The following is an 18526-nucleotide window of genomic DNA, read 5'->3' on the forward strand; positions in this document are numbered from 1 at the left end:
AGGAGGAATGCGTGGCGGCGTTTGTCCGCCGGTCCTGTCAGGGACGGCAGGGGCCTGTGTACGGTCACGCCTCGGCGGTGGAACCAGTGCCGCAGAGCTTTTCCAGCAGCTGCGATTGCACATTGCGCACGGTCTGGCTGGTACCGGGCTTGGCCCGCGTGTAGTGGCCGTCGGGCTGCAGCAGCCATGAGCTGGAGTTGTCGGCGAGGTACAGCTCCAGTTCCTTCTTCAGGCGGGCGTGCAACTTCTTGCCCTCCACCGGAAAGCCGGTTTCCACGCGGCGGTCCAGATTGCGTTCCATCAGGTCGGCGCTGGCTAGATAGAACAGGTCGTCGCCGCTGTTGAGGAACCAGTACATGCGGCTGTGCTCAAGGAAGCGGCCCACGATGGAGCGCACCCGGATGTTGTGCGAAACACCCGGTACGCCCGGACGCAGGCAGCACATGCCGCGCACGATGAGGTCGACCTTCACGCCCGCCATGCTGGCCTTGTAGAGCGCACGAATCATCTTGGCGTCGGTAATGGCGTTGACCTTGATGATGATCTGCGCGGGCTTGCCCGAGGCGGCATGCGCCGTTTCGCGCGCGATCATTTCCAGCAGCGTCTTCTTCAGCGTGAACGGAGCATGCAGCAGTTTCTTCATCTGCAGCAACTTGCCCATGCCGGTGAGCTGGCTGAAGAGCTTGTGCACGTCCTCGCACAAGGGCTGGTCCGACGTAAGCAGGCTGTAGTCGGTGTACAGGCGTGCATTGCCGGTGTGGTAGTTGCCGGTGCCAAGATGGGCGTAGCGCACCAGCTCGTCGCCTTCGCGGCGCTGGATCAGCATGAGCTTGGCGTGCGTCTTCACGCCGACCACGCCGTAGATGACCATCGCGCCGGCCTGCTGCAGGCGCGAGGCGAGCGACAGGTTCGATTCTTCGTCGAAGCGCGCGCGCAGCTCCACCACGACGGTGACTTCCTTGCCGGCGCGCGCGGCATCCACCAGCGCATCGACGATTTCGGAGTTGGCGCCGCTGCGATAGAGCGTCTGCTTGATCGCCAGCACGTTCGGGTCTTTCGCCGCCTGATGCAGCAGGTCGACCACGGGTGCGAACGATTCATAGGGGTGCAGCAGCAATACGTCCTGGCGGCTGATGACTTCGAAGAGGTCTTCGGCCTTCTTCAGCGCCTTGGGAATGGATGGCGTGAACGGCGGATATTCCAGGTCCGGATGGTGCGTCTTGGTAATGAGGCCGAACAGGCGCGACAGATTCACTGGCCCGTTCACCTCGTACATTTCCGCCGCGGCGAGGCCGAACTGGCGCAGCAGGTACTCGGTGAGTTCCGGCGGACAGTTGTCCGCCACTTCCAATCGCACGGCATCGCCAAAGCGCCGGGAATACAGTTCGCCACGCAGCGCGCGCGCCAGGTCCTCGACGTCTTCAGGGTCGATGGTCAGATCGGCATTGCGCGTCAGACGGAACTGATAGCAGCCGCGCACCGACATGCCGGGGAACAATTCCTCGGCATGCGCGTGGATGATGGAGGAGAGCAGCACGAAATTCTCGCCGCCCTCGCTGATCTCATCGGGCAGGCGGATGAGTCGTGGCAATACGCGCGGCGCCGGCACGATGGCCAGGCCCGAGTCGCGCCCGAACGCATCGGTGCCTTCCAGTTGCACGATGAAGTTGAGGCTCTTGTTGACCAGCAAGGGGAACGGATGCGTCGGGTCCAGCCCGATTGGCGTCACCAGAGGCGCCACCTCATGGCGGAAGTAGCGACGAACCCACAGCTTCTGTTTATGCGACCACTCGTTGCGCCGCACGATGCGTATGCCCTTTCGCGCCAGCTCCGGCAGGATGCGGTCGTTGAGGATCGCGTACTGGCGTTCGATCTGCTTGTGGGTGATCTCGCTGATCTCCGCCAACACCTTGCGCGGCGGTATGCCATCCGGGCCGACGATTTCGTGGTCGAACGCGATCTGGCTTTTCAGGCCCGCCACGCGGATCTCGAAGAATTCATCCAGGTTGCTGGAGAAGATCAGCAGGAACTTCAACCGTTCAAGAATCGGTTTGCTTTCGTCCAGCGCCTGGTCGAGCACGCGGATGTTGAACTGCAATTGCGAAAGTTCGCGATGGATGTAGAGATTGGGATCGCTGAGGTCCGGCGGTGCCACCGCAGGCGTAGCCGCGACTTGTTCGCTCGTATCCGGGATGGCCGGCGGAGCGCTGTCACGGGCCGTGCTGGAAGGGGCAACATCGGTACTCATCGGCTCACCGTTCGATGGGCGGATGCGCGACAGGCGCACAGTTCCGCAAAGAGGCATAGTACGGCGCCGAATAAGACCGGGCCATGGCAGCGCAGCACGCACTCACGCACTGTCACGAGGTCGACATGTTGCGGATCGCATTTGACACATTCGTGACAATGCCGATGGCTGCGTCATGACTTCGTGATATCGGACTTCACGTTTTGCGCGTTTCGTATTCCCATATGCAGGAGCGCACCCAGTGCGCGACCCCGGGGCTTCGTCGATATCGCTGCGTAGTTCTAGCGCACTGGGTGCGCTCCTGCAGAAGAAGGTTCCTGCCTCAGGACATGCCCAGGTAACGGCTCGGCGCCACGCCCAGCACGCGGCGGAATGCAGCCGTGAATGCGCTGGGATTGCCATAGCCCAGATCCATCGCCACCTGCGTGATGGCTTCGCCACTGCCAAGCCGTGTCAGCGCGGCAAGCAGGCAAGCCTGTTGCCGCCATGCGGTAAAACTCATCCCGGTTTCTTCGCGGAACGTGCGCGTGAAATGGCGTCGGCTCATGCCGGCACGACGTGCCATGTCGTCGATCTTCATTTCCTGCGACGGATGAGCCAGCAGTTCGCGACAAAGCGCGGCCAATCGCTTTTTATTCGGCAGCGGTGTGTTGAGCGGCAATGCGGGCATGCGGCGGATCTCATCCAGCAACAAGGCCATGACCCGCCCGTCGCGGCCGTCGAGAGCGTATTCGGCCGGCAGGTCCACTGCTTCCAGCAGCAATTCGTGCAGTAGTGGCGATACGGCGATCACCTGGCAGCGTTCCGGCAGACCGGCGGCCTGCACGGCTTCGGGGGTGACATAGACGCTGCGCGTGGACACTGGACCGCCCATGCGTACCTCGTGGGAAACCCCGGGAGGAATCCACAGCGCCCGCCGCGGGGGTACCACCCAGCTGCCTTCACTGGTGATCGTGGTCAGTACGCCGGTGGAGGCGTAGAGCAGCTGGCCGCGCCGGTGCGAGTGGGCCGGCAACACGTAGTGGGGCGGGTACTCGTTGCCCGTCGCCACCACCTCGCGCGGGGTATTTTCGTAGGCATCGGCGCGAGCATTGCGCACAGGGTTGGCCCAAATTCAACAGAAATTGACCCACTGGTGTATGCGGGCCGACCACGGTCACTCTAAGGTGACGTCCCCGGCGACGCAACCTGCGGCGCCTTGCCGCAGACCACCGATCCGAGTCCCCATGCAAACCCGAGTCGAAGAAATGACCCACGGCGTGGCATCCCCCGCACGCGCCGAACACGACACCGAATTCCGCATCCTGGGAGCGATCAGCTTTTCGCACCTGCTCAACGACATGATCCAGTCGTTGATCCTGGCGATCTATCCGATCCTCAAGAGCGGCTTCAACCTGAGCTTCGCCCAGGTCGGCCTGATCACGCTGACCTACCAGCTCACCGCTTCGCTGCTGCAGCCGGCGGTGGGCATGATCACCGACAAGAAGCCGATGCCGTATTCGTTGCCGGTGGGCATGGGCTTCTCCCTGTGCGGCCTGTTGCTGCTCGCCACGGCGCCCAACTTCACCGTGCTTCTGGTGGCAGCGGCGCTGGTGGGAACGGGCTCGTCGGTGTTCCATCCGGAATCGTCGCGCGTGGCGCGCATGGCCTCGGGTGGGCGACACGGCCTCGCGCAGTCGCTGTTCCAGGTGGGTGGCAATGCTGGTGCGTCGCTTGGCCCGCTGCTGGCTGCGTGGATCATTGTTCCGCACGGGCGCGGCAGCGTCGCATGGTTCTCCCTGGCGGCGCTGCTGGCCATGGTGGTGCTGATGCAGGTGAGCCGCTGGTATCGCGATCACTACGCCGAACGCGGAAAACCCAAGGCACGCCATGCCGCCGCGGTGTCGCTGACGCGCGCGCAGGTCGGCGCTTCGGTGTTCATCCTTGGCGTGCTGATCTTTTCCAAGTATTTCTACCTGGCCAGCATCAGCAGCTATTACACGTTCTACCTGATCCACAAGTTCGGCGTGTCGGTGCAGAACGCGCAGACGCACCTGTTCGTGTTCCTGTTCGCAGTGGCCGCGGGTTCGCTGGTCGGCGGTCCGGTAGGCGACCGTATCGGCCGCAAGTGGGTGATCTGGGCGTCGATCCTCGGCGTGGCACCGTTCACGCTGCTGCTGCCGCACGCCGACTTGTTCTGGACCGGCGTGCTGACGGTGATCATCGGGTTGATCCTGTCATCGGCGTTCTCGGCCATCCTGGTCTACGCGCAGGAGCTGATTCCCGGGCGCGTAGGGCTTATTTCCGGCCTGTTCTTTGGTTTCGCCTTCGGCATGGGCGGCATCGGGGCCGCCGTATTGGGCCACGTCGCGGACGCACGCGGCATCGAATACGTCTACGGCCTATGCGCCTATCTGCCGCTGATCGGCATCATCACCGCGCTCCTGCCCAACCTGGACCGCCGCCACGCCTGAGCATGCGCTTCACGGCGCGAACCGCGGCACTGTAGGAGCGCACCCAGTGCGCGATCACACGAAGCGGCATGCCGACAGTTTGCGGTCGCGCACAAAACAACCGGATGTTCTGGCGCGGCCTTCGCCGCGCCATGGCATCAAACCACGACGGGTTCCGGCTCCAGCACAACGCCGAATTTCTCGCGGACACCGGCGATCACCTTCTGCGCGAAGGACCACAGCTCGGCACCCGTGGCACGCCCATGGTTCACCAGCACCAAGGCGTGGCGGTTGGAAATGCCCGCATCGCCCTCGCGTTCACCCTTGAATCCGCCTTGTTCGATGAGCCATGCGGCGGAGAGCTTCCATCGGCCATCGGCGCCGATCCAGGACACCAGTTCCGGATGCTCACGCTTGATCGCCTCGCCCAGCGATGCGTCCACGATGGGATTCTTGAAGAAGCTGCCCGCGTTGCCGATGACGGCGGGGTCGGGGAGTTTCCTGGTGCGCAGATGCACTACGGCTTCGGCCACGTGGAATGGTGCGGGCTTTTCCACACCCATGCGCAGCAGCTCCTCGCGGATGCCGGCATAGTCCAGCCGCAGCTCGCGCGAACGGGGCAGGGCGAAGCGCACGGCAGTGACTATGTAGCGGCCGGGTTGATGCTTGAACACCGAGTCACGATAGGCGAATGCGCAGGCAGCGCGATCCAGCGTAGTCACGCGTTGTTCCTGCGTATCCCACGCTTCCACGCTTTCGATGAATTCGGCGACTTCCGTGCCATAGGCACCGATGTTCTGGATCGGCGCGGCGCCGACGGTGCCGGGGATCAGGATGAGGTTTTCCAGCCCCGCAAAACCCTGTCCCAGCGTCCAGCGCACGAAATCATCCCAGCGCTCGCCCGCGGCCACGGCAATGCGTGCGATGTCCCCGTCCTGTTCCACCTGCACGCCGCGTGTGGCCATGGCCAGCACGGTGCCGTCGAAGTCGCCGGTGAACAGCAGGTTGCTGCCTTCGCCCAGCACCAGCAGCTTGCCCTGGCTTATCGCGGGGAAGGCCAGCAACTCAGGTAGCTTGGAGGCGTCGCGGATCTCCGCCAGCAGCCGGGCGCGCGTATCGACACGCAGCGTGTTGCGCGCGCCCAGCGGAGCGTTCTCGATCAGCGTATAGCCGCCCATATCGATGTGTTCAACCGCCATGGGAATCCTCGCGCTGGCGGCGGATTTCGTCCACGCACTCGGCGATCAACGCCGGGCCACGGAAAACCATGCCGGAATAGATTTGTACGAGCGAGGCGCCAGCGTCGATCTTTTCCGCGGCATCGCTACCATCGACGATGCCGCCCACGCCGATGATGTCGAGCTTGTCCCCGACGCGCCTGCGCATGCCGCGCAGCACCGCGGTGGAGCGCGCGAACAGCGGCTTGCCGGACAAACCGCCCGCTTCGTTGCCATGCGGTTCGTTCGCAACGGCGGAATGATCGATGGTGGTGTTGGTGCAGATCACCCCGTCCACCTTGGCGGCCAGCAGCACCTCGGCAATGGCGTCCAGTTCGGTTTCACTGAGATCGGGCGCTATTTTCAACAACATCGGCTTGCGCGCGCCGCTTTGGGAGCCTAGCCGCTCCTGCGCTTCGCGCAGGGTTTCGATGAAACGGCGCAGCGTGGTTTCCTCCTGGAGATCACGCAGGCCCTGCGTGTTGGGCGATGAGATGTTGACCGTGATGTAGCTGGCGAGCGCATACACGCGCTCAAGGCAGAACAGGTAGTCGTCCACCGCCTTTTCGTTGGGCGTGTCCTTGTTCTTGCCGATGTTGATGCCGAGCACGCCGCGATAGCTGGACTGCTGCACGTTGCGCACCAGCGCATCTACGCCTGCATTGTTGAAGCCCAGCCGGTTGATCACCGCTTCGTGCTGGGGCAGGCGGAACATGCGTGGCTTGTCGTTGCCCGGCTGCGGACGCGGCGTAGTCGTGCCCACCTCGACGAAACCAAAACCCAGCGCGCCCAGTCCATCGAGATGGTCGCCGTTCTTGTCCAGGCCAGCCGCGAGGCCGACCGGATTGGGGAAGCGGATGCCGAATGCAGTGGTCGACAGGTCGGCGGGCGGCTTGGCGATGAGATGGGAGAAATGGCTGCGCTGCGCGACGTCCAGGCCATACAGCGTCAGGCCATGCGCTGTTTCCGCGTCGAGCGCGAACAGCAGGGGGCGGATCAGGTTGTACATGTTCAAGGCAGCGTGCCCGTGTAGATGACAGTGTCGTAGTCAAAGCTGATGCGGTCGTCTGCGGCGCAGCGATCGAACAGCTCTCGCAGGGCATGCATCATCGGTTCGTGCCGCGGGTCACCGATGCGTGGCGCATAGGAGGAAGACATGAGGCGGCCGCGCAGCGCGTCGAAGTCCAGCTGCTGTCCGTGGTCAAAGCGCCCCATGCCGAGATAGCCACCACCGAACCACGCGCGCAGCTGCGGCTCGTCGCCGTAGCGCTCGGCGACGCTGGTGTAATCGGTCCCGTATTCCTTCAACAGCGCTTCGTACCCTTCGAGAAAAGGCGTGCCGACCAGTCGCCGAGAATTCCAGGCGATGGCGGCCAGGCCCGACGGCTTGAGGATGCGTTGGAACTCGCGTCGCGCAGCGGCCTGATCGAACCAGTGAAACGCCTGCGCGGCAATGACGAGATCCACGCTCGCATCATCCAGCCCGGTGGCAGTGGCGTGCCCGTCGACCGTCTGAAAGCGCTCGTTGTCGCCCAGCCATTGTTCGGCCGCCTTGCGCATCGGCTCGTTCGGCTCCACCGCAGTCACGCGATAGCCGCCGTCCAGGAACAGCTTGCTGGAAATGCCGGTGCCGGCGCCGATGTCGGCGACGCGCCAGTGCGGATTGACGCCGTGCGTTTGCTGCAACCATTCCAGCATGGCAACGGGATAATCCGGGCGATAGCGCACGTAGTCGGCAACGCGATCGCTGAAGCGTTCGGTGGACTTGAGGTCGGCCGTCATCGATGTCATCCCGTCAGCAGTTGGCCGCCATCCACGCAGAGCGTCTGGCCGGTGATCCAGCCGGCAAACGGCGAGGCGAGGAACAAGGCGGCATGGGCGATTTCCTCCGGCTTGCCGAAGCGGCCGAAAGGAATCTTTGCCATCGTTCGTTGATAAAGCTCGGGCGCCTCCGTCTTGCGGCGATCCCAAAGTCCCTCAGGAAATTCGATGGAACCCGGAGCGATTGCATTCACGCGAATGCGGTCGACCGAAAGCGACAACGCCTGTGATGTCGTGTACTGGCTCAGTGCAGCCTTCACCGCGGCATAGGCAGGGCCGCGCACGCCGGGATGAAACGCCGCAATGGAGGACATGTGCAGGATGCTGCCTCGGCCCGATGCCTTGAGGTGAGGCATCGCGTGGCGCGAAGTGCGGACCGCCGCCATGAGGTCGACGTTGAAGCCGGCAAGCCACGCTTCGTCGGTATCTTCGAAGCCGTAGCCACTGGCGTTGTTCACCAGTACATCAATGCCGCCGAGTGTTTCCGCAGCCTCGCGGATGTAGTTCTCGATGGCTGCGCCATCAGCCAGGTCGCAGCTGTTGGTGTGAGCCGTCACGCCGTGCGAAGCGATGTCGTGACGCACGGCGTTCAATGCTGCTTCACCACGCGCGCAAACCGATACGGTTGCGCCTGCGCTGGCAAACGCGAGTGCGATGGCCCTGCCGATGCCCTTGCTGCCCCCGGCCACCACGGCGCGATAGCCGCGGAAGTCGAAAGGTACTGTCGCAGGCATCACGGTGTCTTGCTCGGTCATGCCATTACCAGTGCAGCGAATGAAGGCCGATGCCAAACCCCAGCACTAGGAAGGCAATGATCACCACGGCGGCGAGCAGTGCGAGGGCCAGATGCACATAGCCGAGCACCAGCCCGGTGACGGCCAGCCCATCGCCCTCCATGGTGCCCGGTTCGGCGCGCCGGATTTCCCCGCGCGCCAGGTGCCCGCAGACAATGGCGACAATCGCGCCGATGAAGGGCAAGACGAGCCAGCAGACGATGCCGAAGATCAGGCTGACCACCGCCAGTGAGCTGGTGCTTCGATAAGAGGTTGGCTGATAGCTCATGACGATGCACGGTTGGCGGTGGAGGGCGGCGACCGGTGGCTGCCGGTCGCCGATTCACTCTTACAGATCGAACTTGATGCCCTGTGCCAGCGGCAGCGAGTTGGAGTAGTTGATGGTGTTGGTCTGGCGACGCATGTAGACCTTCCACGCATCCGAACCGGACTCGCGACCACCACCGGTTTCCTTCTCGCCACCGAACGCACCACCGATTTCCGCGCCCGAGGTGCCGATGTTGACGTTGGCGATACCGCAGTCCGAACCCGCTGCCGACAGATACTGCTCGGCCGACTTCAGGTTCTGCGTGAAGATGGCCGAGGAAAGACCCTGCGGCACGCTGTTCTGCAGGTCGATCGCTTCGTCGAGCGTCTTGAACGGCATCACGTAGAGGATTGGCGCGAAGGTTTCGGTCTGCACGACCTCATCGCTGTTCTTCAGGCCCGTGACGATGGTCGGCAACACGAAGTTGCCCTGGCGATCGCTGAGCGCGGCACCACCGGTGCGCACTGTGCCGCCGGCGGCCTTGGCCTTTTCGACAGCATGCAGGTAGGCCTGCACGGCCTCCTTGCTGTTGAGCGGACCCATCAGCGTGGTGGCCAGGGTCGGATCGCCGATCTTGCCTTCCACCTGCCTGTAGGCGGTGATCAGCTTGTCGGTGACGTCGTCGATGATCGACTCGTGCACGAACAGGCGCCGCGTGGTAGTGCAGCGCTGGCCGGCGGTGCCGACAGCGCCGAAGACGATGGCCGGGATCGCCAGCTTCAGGTCCGCGCTCTCGTCCAGGATGATGGCGTTGTTGCCGCCCAGTTCCAGCAGCGAACGGCCCATGCGCTTGGCCACGCGTTCGCCCACGTGGCGGCCCACCTTGGTGGAGCCGGTGAAGCTGATCAGCGGAATGCGATGGTCGTCGACGAACGACTGCGACAGCTCGACGCCGGCGTCGTTGAACAGGAAGAAGATATCCGGGAAGCCGGCGTCCTTCAGCGCCTCGTTGACGATCTTCATCGTGGCGATGGCCGACAGCGGCGTCTTCGGCGAGGGCTTCCAGATGCAGATGTCACCGCAGATGCCGGCGAGGAACGCATTCCACGCCCACACGGCCACCGGGAAGTTGAACGCACTGATGATGCCGACCAGGCCCAGCGGCTGGTATTGCTCGTACATGCGGTGGCCCGGGCGCTCCGAGTGCATGGTGTAGCCATAGAGCATGCGGCTCTGGCCCACCGCGAAGTCGGCGATGTCGATCATTTCCTGCACTTCGCCGTCACCTTCGGGCTTGATCTTGCCCATCTCCAGCGCGACCAGCGAACCCAGTGCATCCTTGTGCTTGCGCAGCGCTTCGCCGCACAGGCGGATGGCCTCGCCGCGACGCGGCGCCGGCGTGGTACGCCACACCTTGAACGCTTCCTGCGCCCGCTTGACGAGGGTCTCGTAGTCGGCGGCGCTGGAAGCATGTACGGCAGCGATCACTTCGCCCGTGGCCGGGTTGACCGGCTGCAGCGTGCCGGCGTCGGTGGTCTTGGACCACTCGCCGTTGCCCAGGTACGTGCCCGACTGCGTAGCGCCGAGACCAAGTGCGGTGAGGATTTCGTGGGACATGCCTGCTCCAGGACCGTGGCGCGGAAAGGCGCCGGATTAAAACGCCCATTCTAGCAGCCCACCCCGGCCGGATCGCCTTGGCCTCCGATCCATGCCAAAATCCGCGCCGTTGCCCCCGTAGCTCAGTTGGATAGAGCGTCCCCCTCCTAAGGGGAAGGTCGTACGTTCGAATCGTATCGGGGGCGCCATTTCCGGCGTGTGGTGCATTGCGGAAATTCCGCGGCGGGCGCGGCCGTTTCACCTATGCAGGCTAGGCGAGCAAACCATGCTCGCGGGCGTACGCATAGACGTCCAGATCATTCTTCAGCCCCAGCTTGGCCATGGCGTCCATCTTCTGGCGGCTGATGGTCTTCACGCTGCGATTGAGCTGGCCTGCAATCTCCGACACGGTAAAGCCCGAGGCGAACAGCCGAAGCACTTCTGCCTCGCGCTTGGACAACCCGGCATGCGCAGCGGCGGTCGAGCTGTTGCCGAGGCCCTCCAGGGTTTTCCTGACCCCTGTGCTCTGATAGTCGCGGCCATGCGATACCGCCTGGACTGCCAGCGTCAGCTCGGTCAAGGCGTCCGACTTGCTCAGCAGGGCGCGCACACCGGCGGCCAGAATCGAGTTGAGCACGCCGGCATTGTTCACCATGGTGAGCACGATGATGGGCAGGGCGGGCCAGCGGCGGCGTATCACGCCCAGCATTTGCAGCCCGTCGGCCATCTGCCCGCCCGGCATGCTGAAATCCGTGACGACCAGGCTTTCCGGATGGGCATGAATGGCATCGATCAATTCGGCAGGCGTGCCGACATCGGCAATGACCGTGGCATTGGCGTTCGCTTCCAGCAGCACGCGCACGCCACTGCGGACGATGGGATGGTCATCGGCGAGGATGATCTGCAACCTCATGGCATCCGGCCTTTGTGTCAGCGGAAAGTGTAGGTTAGCCGATCGCGCCGTGCGAGCCGAGATACCAAAATCCTACTCGCCGACAGGGCGTCTTCAGACGATTCTCATGGCGCATGATGTAGTCGCCTGACTAGGCTGAACCCTTCCAGGGCACGCCGGAACGGATTATCCATGAAGCCATTCCCCGGTTTTCTCAGAGAAGCAACCACACCCTCCGGGCGGAATAATCCGAGAGCGTTGCCGTATCGATGGGCGTGCCTGGTGGCTGTTGTGCTGCTGGTGCTGTCAGGCGCCTCCGCTGCCATGCAGGGCGCCCCCGCGCACAGTGCCTCGACCTCCGCCGTCACGGCAGGTTTTAACGCAACCATCACGCTCACCCGCGAGGAGGAGGCCTGGCGGGAAAGACATCCGGTACTCGATGTAGGGGTTTACTCGGGGGACCGCATGCCGGCGGAGACATGGGTAGCCGGCCGTCCGGAAGGTTTCGGGGTGGACTATGTCCGCCTGCTGGCCGGTAAGGCCGGTCTCCGGCTTGCGTTCCATCCCTACAGCGATCCCGAGGCAGCCTTGGCTGATCCTTCCAGCGGTCCCTATGACCTGCTGTCGGCCGTGTCTTCGTTGCAAGCGCAAAAGGTGGGGCTGGAAATGCTCAAGCCCTATGGCCTAGGCCGACCTACCCTGGTCGCGCGCAAGGGGGACGTGCAAATCCGTTCTGGCGACGACCTGGCGCACGCGCGCATCGCCGTCGAGCGCGATTTCCGGCGATTCGCCGAAACACTCTCCCGCCGCTTTCCCGACGCACAGCTGGTGCATGCGGACAACGGTCGACAGGCCTTGGACTTGGTGGCCACCGGGCAGGCCGACGCCTATGTCGGCGCATCCGTGACGCGGACACAGATGCTGCTGCTTGAACGCAGCGAGGATGACCTGGTTGCCCTGGGCCCGCTCGATTTGCCGAGGGTGGCCGTCGGCGTGGCCGTTCCAGGCAATCGCGGCATGCTGCTTCAGATCCTGCGGAAAGCCGAAGCGGCGCTCTCCGAAGATGAGGTGGCACGACTGCGTACACGCTGGGGCCTGCTTGGCGATACGCAGACGCCGCCCGCGAGGGCGCCCACGCTGTCGGAGCTCGACTGGCTTCGTTCACTGCCCGAGTTGCGGCTCGGGTTCGAGGTCGACCGCTACCCATACAGCTTCGTCAACAGCCAGGGGCAGTTCGACGGATTGGCGGCGAACTACATCGAGATCCTGAGAAAGCAGCTCGGATTGAAGATCAGGACGGTTCCCGCGCACGACTGGAATGAGTTGAAGCGCATGGTTCGTGCGGGTGAGGTCGATCTGGTCGCGGCGACCATGCCCGAAGACTTCGAAGCCCACGACATGGTCTTCAGTCGCACCTACGAGCACTTTCCGACCGTGATCGTCGCGCGGACCCAAGGGCCGGCCCTGTTCGGGCCGGAGGATCTCGCGGGCCGTGTGGTGGCCGTTCGCGACGAGGCAGGGTTGCTTTCCCGCCTCAGGGCACTGTCGCCTGCCAGCCGCTGGATGTCGGTGGGCAGCAACGAAGAGGGCATGGCAATCGTCGCGTCGCGGCAGGCCGATGCCTATGTAGGCACGTTGCCCGCGCTGGACGCCCTGATACGCGATCGCTACGCGGCGACCCTGCGCGTGGTGGGTCCGGCCGGGGTCGACCAGGATTTCTCGGTAGGCATCGTCAACCGCCTGGAGCGGCTCACGCCCCTGCTGAATCGCGCGCTGGCCAACGTGAGGGACAGCGAGCGGCAGGCCATTCGCGGCCGTTGGCTGACGTCCCAATACCACTACGGTGTGCCGTGGCGGTGGGTCTTGCTGGGATCGTGTCTGGCGCTCCTCAGTGTTGGCGTCGTGGGCTATTCCTACCTGCGCCAACGCAGGGCGATGCGAGAGCAGCGCCGCGCGGAAGCGAGCCTGGCATCCCAGCTGAAGTTCCAGCAGGCACTCCTCGAAGCCATTCCCTATCCGGTTTTCGTGAAGGACGCCCAGGGCCGCTACCTCGCGGTGAATCGTGCGTATGAGGAGCTGTTCCAGTGTTCGCGCGAGGATCTGCTGGGACGAACCATCCTGCAGACGCGCCATGCGCCCGGCACGGACGCCGCCCAGCTGCATGACGCGGACCTGCAGGTGATCGCGCTCAACAAGGAAACTCATCGGCGGCTGTATATCGGCCTGCCGGGTGCCGATGGCGTGCCCCGTGACGTGCTGCTGTGGCTGTATACCTTCCAGCGGGGGGCAGAGCGGGGCCTGGGGCTGCTCGGCACCTTGGTCGACGTGAGCGACCTGCGCAGGGCAGAGGCGCGTGCGCTCGCATCCGAACAAATGCTCCATGACACCAACGAGAGCCTGCCCGGCGTCGTCATGCGCATGCGCTACGCATCGAATGAGCACGGCAGCTTCGAGTACGTAAGCGGAGAGACCGAGGCCCTGTTCGGTCTATCCCGCGAGGACCTGCTGCAGGGACGCCGTCGTCCCTTCGACGTGATGATGGAAGAGGACAAGCCGGCAGTGCGGCAGGCAATCGGCGACATCATTGGTGGCATGCCCGCTCCGCACACAGTGGAGTTTCGCGTGCGGCTTGCATCAGGCGTGCGTTGGGTGCGCTCCCAGTTCGGTGACGTACGCCGGGGCTCCGATGGAAGTTCGAGCTGCAGCGTCTATTGCTATGACGTGACGGCTGAAAAAGCGCAAGCGCATGCACTGGTCGAGGCAAAGGCGGCGGCAGAGGCCGCCGTGGCAGCCAAGGGCGCGTTCCTGGCCATGATGAGCCACGAAATCCGTACGCCCATGGCCGGCGTGCTGAGCCTGCTGGAGCTGTTGGGAAAAACCTCGCTTGATCGCGAGCAGTCGCACATGCTGGACATGGTTCACGACTCGGCAGGCGCGCTGCTGCAGATACTGGATGACATCCTCGATTTTTCGCGCATCGAAGCCGGACGGCTGCAGCTCAATGAACATCGCTTCGACCTTCGGATGCTGGCCGACGGAGTGCTTGGATTGTTTGCTTCGCTCGCCCGGGAGCATGGGGTCAGGCTCTATGCGAGCATCGACTGGCGGCTTGCAGGGCAGTATCAGGGCGACATGACGCGCGTGCGCCAGATCATCACCAACCTGTTGAGCAATGCGCTGAAGTTCACCGCCAGGGGACGCGTCGAGCTGCACATGGAATTGCTGGGCGAGACAGCCGGCGCGCATCGCGTGGCCATCACGGTATCGGATACGGGCATCGGCATTTCGCAGGAACAGCTCGATCGCCTGTTCCAGCCGTTCGTCCAGGCCGAGACATCCACCTCACGGCGTTACGGTGGTACCGGCCTGGGGCTGACCATCTGCCAACGCCTGGCCCACATGATGGGCGGGCAGATCAGGCTATCGAGCACGCCAGGCTTCGGCACGCAGGCCTCTTTCGAAGTGCAGTTCCCCGTGGCGGAGCCACTTCGCCCCCAAACTGCGCTGGCGGGAAAAACCGTGCTGGTGTGCACGAAAGATCCCCTGCTGGAGCGCGGGCTCTTCAACACGCTTTCCGCGCTCGGCATGTCCACCATCGGGGCGGGCGTGAAGGACATCGGCGAATACGATATGCACGACATCGACCTGTACGCCATTGATCTCGAGCTCGTCGACCGCAGTGCGCTGCCGGCGGGCGTCCGCGTCATCCGCCTGCAGGATGTTTCCGATCCGCGTGGCTTTCATCTCGACAATGGCAAGGTGATGCTCGGCGGATTGCCGCTATTGTGGCGCCCGGCCATGGACGCGTGCCATGTAGCGCTGGGGCTGCTGCCGCCACAGCGTGAACGCGCCTCGGGCAACCTGCCCGGGCGCCATGATGCGCGCATCCTCGTTGCCGAAGATCATCCCATCAACCGCGCGGTCATTGGTCGACAGCTGGAACGACTCGGCTATGCGCACACCATCGTCGAGAACGGCCAGGAGGCCTTGCGTGCCATGCAGAGCGCCCGTTACGACCTGCTGCTCACGGACTGCCACATGCCGGTGCTCGATGGTTACGCGCTCGTGCGGCGGATTCGCGACAACGAAGAGGGAAGCGCCCGCCATCTACCGGTCATTGCCTTGTCGGCCAGTGTCCTTCCCGAAGAAGTACAGCGCTGCAAGGACGCGGGCATGGACGAATTCCTCGCCAAGCCGGTGCAACTTGCCACGCTCGACGCGATGCTTTCGCATTGCCTTGCCGGCAGGGAGAACGGCACGCCTTCGCGAAGCCATGCCGCCATCGAGGCAGACGATCGTCTCCACGTGCTGTTGGAAGCCTTCGGCTCGGTCGACCAGGTGCGCACGGTACTGCACAGCCTGGCGGACGCCGCGCATAGCGATTTTGCCGATTTCGACGTGGCCCGCGTTGACAATGATGACCGCCGACAGCACGAGATCCTGCATCGCATCCGCGGAGCACTGCGCCTGTTCGACAACGGCATCGCGGACCATGCCGGCAACTCCCTTCTTGCCCAACGCGAGAACCTGATGCGTCACCTCGCCGAACTCGAGGCGTGGCTCGCCGAACTCGACCAGAACGCCGATCCCGATCAAGGCAATCGATAGTCACGTCGTGATCGCGCAAAAAAATTGAGGCCCGACGAATCGGGCCTCAACAAAGTGGTACGGTGATAGGACTCGACATCGATATAAAATCAAGTAGTTATGTGCCAATAGGGTATTGGTACCAACAAATATACCAACAAATAAGCGTTCCTTGATTCGATGCACCGGGTTCTTAAAGGGGAGTACGTCTCTCGCGAGGCAACGCCTCGCGACGGTTCAAGTTGCCAATAACGGGCACTAACGAAAAAGCCTCCGCAACAGTGATGACAGGCTCGTCGTCGTTCGGTTGTACACGCGGTTGTAGGCAGCCTTTTGGGGGTTGGTTAGCCAGCCGTAGCCTCTTGGGGTGCGAAGGCCTAGGGCATTCTTGACCTTGCGTTTGACGGAGGTCTTTGCAGCCAACGACTTTTTCCACGAGGGCTTACGGACACCAAATTTCATGTGAACCTCCTGGGCGGCTTATTGATCTGACTTATGTAAGCCGGTCGAACTCAACGGTTGCCGATCGATCCGGGCTGGTACCTGTTGTGCGGGCGCTTTTCTCGCCTTAGATCGCATCCAAGGGGCGGCCCTGCCACGCCTTCATCACGGCATCGGTGACCGAGGAGAGCAGGCTGGACGACACCTCGGTGCCATACATCTCTTCCAGGTGCGCCTGGATCTCACGCACCGTCATGCCGCGGGCGTACAGCGACAGGATCTTGCCGTCGAAGCCGTTCCAGCGGGTCTGGTGCTTGGGCACCAGCTTGGGCTCAAATGTGCCGTCGCGGTCGCATGGAATCTCGGCAGCTCGCCGAACTCGCCCTTGAGCGTCTTGCGGCTGCGACCGTTGCGCGTGTTGCCGGCCGCGTTGGCGACCGGCTCGTGCTTCTCGTGACCGAGGTGCTCGGTCATCTCGGCGTCCAGAGCCGAGTGTGTCCACCAATCAGTTGCAGCGGAACCCTCAGGCCATCCTGCGGGGAGCCTCAGCGCCTACCATGCGGCGAACTGCGGTGATCTGGTACGCGTTCCCTTTGCTGTTCCTGTGGCCTGCCTTGGTGAGTTCCTCGGCGATCTCTCGCATGGATCGTCGTTGCCCTGTCGCTGGGTTCCGCCGGTACAGCTTACGGGCCAGTGCAGCGACCTCAGGCTGTGTCTCGGCGATGCTCTTGCGCCCCTCACACTTGCCGTGTGTGGACCGCTTGCGGTCACGCGCACCGCGCAGCTTGGCAACGGTCATTGCCTTGTCGAACTGCGCAAACGCGCCGAGGATCTGCCGCACCATGACGGCAGTGGGTGTGTCGTCGAGGAAGTTGTTGGGGGAGTCGACCGCGATCAGTTCAATGCCGCGTGCCTGCAGCAGCCGATAGCCGGTCTCTTGCACGATCAGGTCACGCGAAAAGCGCGAAGCGGTCTCGACAAGGATCGTGCGGATCTCTGGATGTTCCGCCAAGTAGCTCAGCATCGCAGCGAAGCCCGGGCGATCTTGGATCAGGTCTGAGCCAGACACTGCAGCGTCGTAGAAGGGCGACTCGTGGATGGTCAGCCCGTGGCGCTTGGCGTAGGCGCTGATGGCAGCCTGCTGCCTCTTGTGGCTGTCCTTGTCTTGCCCAGTGTTCGTGGCCGAAAAGGTGCGGAGGTATGCGACTGCAGCTGCGGGCTTGGAAGTCATGGCGTCCGTGCATATTGGGTGACCTGAGGCCAAGCATGCCAAGGCCTACACGGCGAATGCAAGCACCAAATATATAGAATTGGTGTTGATCGCTGGTGTGGATGGCCAGGGGGGGCTTCTCCCGGAAAAAGGCCCTGCGCGTTGGTCAGCGCTACAACGGGACACCCCTGAGGGGGGATTCGTGGTCCTTGATCAATCGATGCCGCTTCGAATTCTTGAGGTAAAACGGCGGAGCACGACCTCGCAGGCCGGCCCCGTTGCGTTTCATAGTTGGGTTACCCTGAAGTCCTAAGGGGAAAACAGGGGAATGCCGTGCATACGACTTTGCGGTCGCTGGTGGTAACGCTTTGTGGCGTGTTTACGTCTGTAGTAACTGCGGTAGCGACGGCGTATCTGTCGCGAGCCTTGGGCACCGATCTATTCAGCTGGAGCATCTGGGTCGTAATACCGGTGGGTGCAATCGGCATCGGGTTCGCAGCAGCATCGGGCTATTACTTTGCGAGCCTCTGGTTACACCAGCGTCCGACGTGGCTGCTTTTGCTTCAGATGGTCGTCGTCGCGGGGTTTACTCAGCTGCTGATCTACTACCTTGGCTATGTCACGCTCGATCTTGGCAACGGGCAACATGCTCCCGATGTCGTGAGCTTTCAGCGATACCTTGATCTAACTCTTACGACAGAACACCTGCGCGTGGGTCGAGCAATGGTCGACACTGGTGAAGTTGGCAGCTTCGGCTATTGGCTAGCGGTTATTCAGTTCGTCGGTTTTCTGCTTGGCGGATTGATCTTGTGGGCGATCCTTCGAGGTAGGCCATCGTGTCGGGAGTGCGACACCTACCTGAGAAAGTTGACCTCGCGCACGAAGACCTTTGCCGACTCCAATACCGCGTCGAACTACTACGACCAAGTCTTCCGGCACCCAGTCGACTCACCAGAGTTCTCTGCATTCATCAGGGTGCCTGCGGTTGTTCCAAAGCCCGGGCACGGGGCCGTGAAGATCAAGACCGCGCTGTATGGGTGC

Annotated in this window: 13 protein-coding genes, 1 tRNA gene and 1 pseudogene; 4 read left to right on the forward strand and 11 right to left on the reverse strand. The window is 63.2% G+C overall.

The annotated features are described in order from the left end of the window. Positions 1–64 precede the first annotated feature (64 nt). Both ppk1 and VFG49_RS07705 read right to left on the reverse strand, forming a co-directional pair. Positions 65–2248 (reverse strand): polyphosphate kinase 1, encoded by a 2184-nt coding sequence (gene ppk1, locus VFG49_RS07700; protein WP_324859103.1) that lies wholly within the window; start codon positions 2246–2248, stop codon positions 65–67. Positions 2249–2570: 322 nt separating this feature from the next. Continuing rightward, positions 2571–3347, reverse strand: a complete 777-nt coding sequence (locus tag VFG49_RS07705) for a helix-turn-helix transcriptional regulator (protein ID WP_324859105.1) — start codon at positions 3345–3347, stop codon at positions 2571–2573. A 148-nt stretch (positions 3348–3495) separates the two neighbouring features. Between VFG49_RS07705 and VFG49_RS07710 the strand changes: the two genes are divergently transcribed. After that, positions 3496–4701 (forward strand): MFS transporter, encoded by a 1206-nt coding sequence (locus tag VFG49_RS07710; RefSeq protein WP_324859131.1) that lies wholly within the window; start codon positions 3496–3498, stop codon positions 4699–4701. Between the two features lie 137 nt (positions 4702–4838). On the opposite strand, the gene murB is transcribed toward VFG49_RS07710, so the two are convergent. The 6 genes from murB to VFG49_RS07740 are packed head-to-tail and all read right to left on the reverse strand — an operon-like array spanning position 4839 to position 10376. After that, the gene (murB, locus tag VFG49_RS07715) at positions 4839–5858 is read right to left on the reverse strand and encodes a UDP-N-acetylmuramate dehydrogenase (protein ID WP_324859133.1); all 1020 of its coding nucleotides are present in this window, start codon (positions 5856–5858) and stop codon (positions 4839–4841) included. Between the two features lie 10 nt (positions 5859–5868). Beyond that, complete coding sequence (locus VFG49_RS07720; RefSeq protein WP_324859135.1) at positions 5869–6906, reverse strand: quinone-dependent dihydroorotate dehydrogenase; 1038 nt, start codon at positions 6904–6906, stop codon at positions 5869–5871. A gap of 2 nt (positions 6907–6908) precedes the next feature. Beyond that, entirely contained in the window at positions 6909–7679 is a 771-nt protein-coding gene (locus VFG49_RS07725) for a class I SAM-dependent methyltransferase (RefSeq protein WP_324859108.1), read from the reverse strand. A 5-nt stretch (positions 7680–7684) separates the two neighbouring features. Then, the gene (locus VFG49_RS07730; protein ID WP_324859110.1) at positions 7685–8473 is read right to left on the reverse strand and encodes an SDR family oxidoreductase; all 789 of its coding nucleotides are present in this window, start codon (positions 8471–8473) and stop codon (positions 7685–7687) included. 4 nt (positions 8474–8477) lie between these two features. After that, positions 8478–8780, reverse strand: a complete 303-nt coding sequence (locus tag VFG49_RS07735; RefSeq protein WP_324859112.1) for a DUF4190 domain-containing protein — start codon at positions 8778–8780, stop codon at positions 8478–8480. Positions 8781–8840: 60 nt separating this feature from the next. Beyond that, positions 8841–10376 (reverse strand): aldehyde dehydrogenase family protein, encoded by a 1536-nt coding sequence (locus VFG49_RS07740; protein ID WP_324859114.1) that lies wholly within the window; start codon positions 10374–10376, stop codon positions 8841–8843. A 111-nt stretch (positions 10377–10487) separates the two neighbouring features. Here VFG49_RS07740 and VFG49_RS07745 point away from each other — a divergent pair. Then, positions 10488–10564 (forward strand) — tRNA-Arg (locus VFG49_RS07745). A 62-nt stretch (positions 10565–10626) separates the two neighbouring features. Here VFG49_RS07745 and VFG49_RS07750 read toward each other — a convergent pair. Continuing rightward, positions 10627–11268, reverse strand: coding sequence for a response regulator (locus VFG49_RS07750; protein WP_324859116.1), 642 nt, complete (start codon positions 11266–11268; stop codon positions 10627–10629). A gap of 261 nt (positions 11269–11529) precedes the next feature. On the opposite strand from VFG49_RS07750, the gene VFG49_RS07755 reads away from it, so the two are divergent. Further along, a complete protein-coding gene (locus tag VFG49_RS07755; protein ID WP_324859118.1) occupies positions 11530–15855 on the forward strand; it encodes an ATP-binding protein in 4326 nt (1441 codons plus the stop codon). 550 nt (positions 15856–16405) lie between these two features. Here VFG49_RS07755 and VFG49_RS07760 read toward each other — a convergent pair. Then, positions 16406–16764 (reverse strand): annotated as a pseudogene (locus tag VFG49_RS07760) (transposase); the annotation flags it as partial. Positions 16765–16798: 34 nt separating this feature from the next. Further along, on the reverse strand, positions 16799–17506 hold the full coding sequence (locus VFG49_RS07765) for a recombinase family protein (protein WP_324859121.1): 708 nt from the start codon (positions 17504–17506) through the stop codon (positions 16799–16801). A gap of 312 nt (positions 17507–17818) precedes the next feature. On the opposite strand from VFG49_RS07765, the gene VFG49_RS07770 reads away from it, so the two are divergent. Continuing rightward, on the forward strand, positions 17819–18526 hold a 708-nt coding region (locus VFG49_RS07770; protein WP_324859123.1), incomplete at its 3' end, for a hypothetical protein.

Source organism: Dyella sp., from assembly GCF_035685885.1.
In the GTDB taxonomy this organism is placed as follows: Bacteria; Pseudomonadota; Gammaproteobacteria; order Xanthomonadales; family Rhodanobacteraceae; genus Dyella.

What these genes read in the sequence shown, in the direction of transcription:
- ppk1 (WP_324859103.1), bottom strand. Translation starts at nt 2,248, where the DNA reads ATGAGTACCGATGTTGCCCCTTCCAGCACGGCCCGTGACAGCGCTCCG.
- VFG49_RS07710 (WP_324859131.1), top strand. Translation starts at nt 3,496, where the DNA reads ATGACCCACGGCGTGGCATCCCCCGCACGCGCCGAACACGACACCGAA.
- murB (WP_324859133.1), bottom strand. Translation starts at nt 5,858, where the DNA reads ATGGGCGGCTATACGCTGATCGAGAACGCTCCGCTGGGCGCGCGCAAC.
- VFG49_RS07720 (WP_324859135.1), bottom strand. Translation starts at nt 6,906, where the DNA reads ATGTACAACCTGATCCGCCCCCTGCTGTTCGCGCTCGACGCGGAAACA.
- VFG49_RS07725 (WP_324859108.1), bottom strand. Translation starts at nt 7,679, where the DNA reads ATGACGGCCGACCTCAAGTCCACCGAACGCTTCAGCGATCGCGTTGCC.
- VFG49_RS07730 (WP_324859110.1), bottom strand. Translation starts at nt 8,473, where the DNA reads ATGACCGAGCAAGACACCGTGATGCCTGCGACAGTACCTTTCGACTTC.
- VFG49_RS07735 (WP_324859112.1), bottom strand. Translation starts at nt 8,780, where the DNA reads ATGAGCTATCAGCCAACCTCTTATCGAAGCACCAGCTCACTGGCGGTG.
- VFG49_RS07740 (WP_324859114.1), bottom strand. Translation starts at nt 10,376, where the DNA reads ATGTCCCACGAAATCCTCACCGCACTTGGTCTCGGCGCTACGCAGTCG.
- VFG49_RS07750 (WP_324859116.1), bottom strand. Translation starts at nt 11,268, where the DNA reads ATGAGGTTGCAGATCATCCTCGCCGATGACCATCCCATCGTCCGCAGT.
- VFG49_RS07765 (WP_324859121.1), bottom strand. Translation starts at nt 17,506, where the DNA reads ATGACTTCCAAGCCCGCAGCTGCAGTCGCATACCTCCGCACCTTTTCG.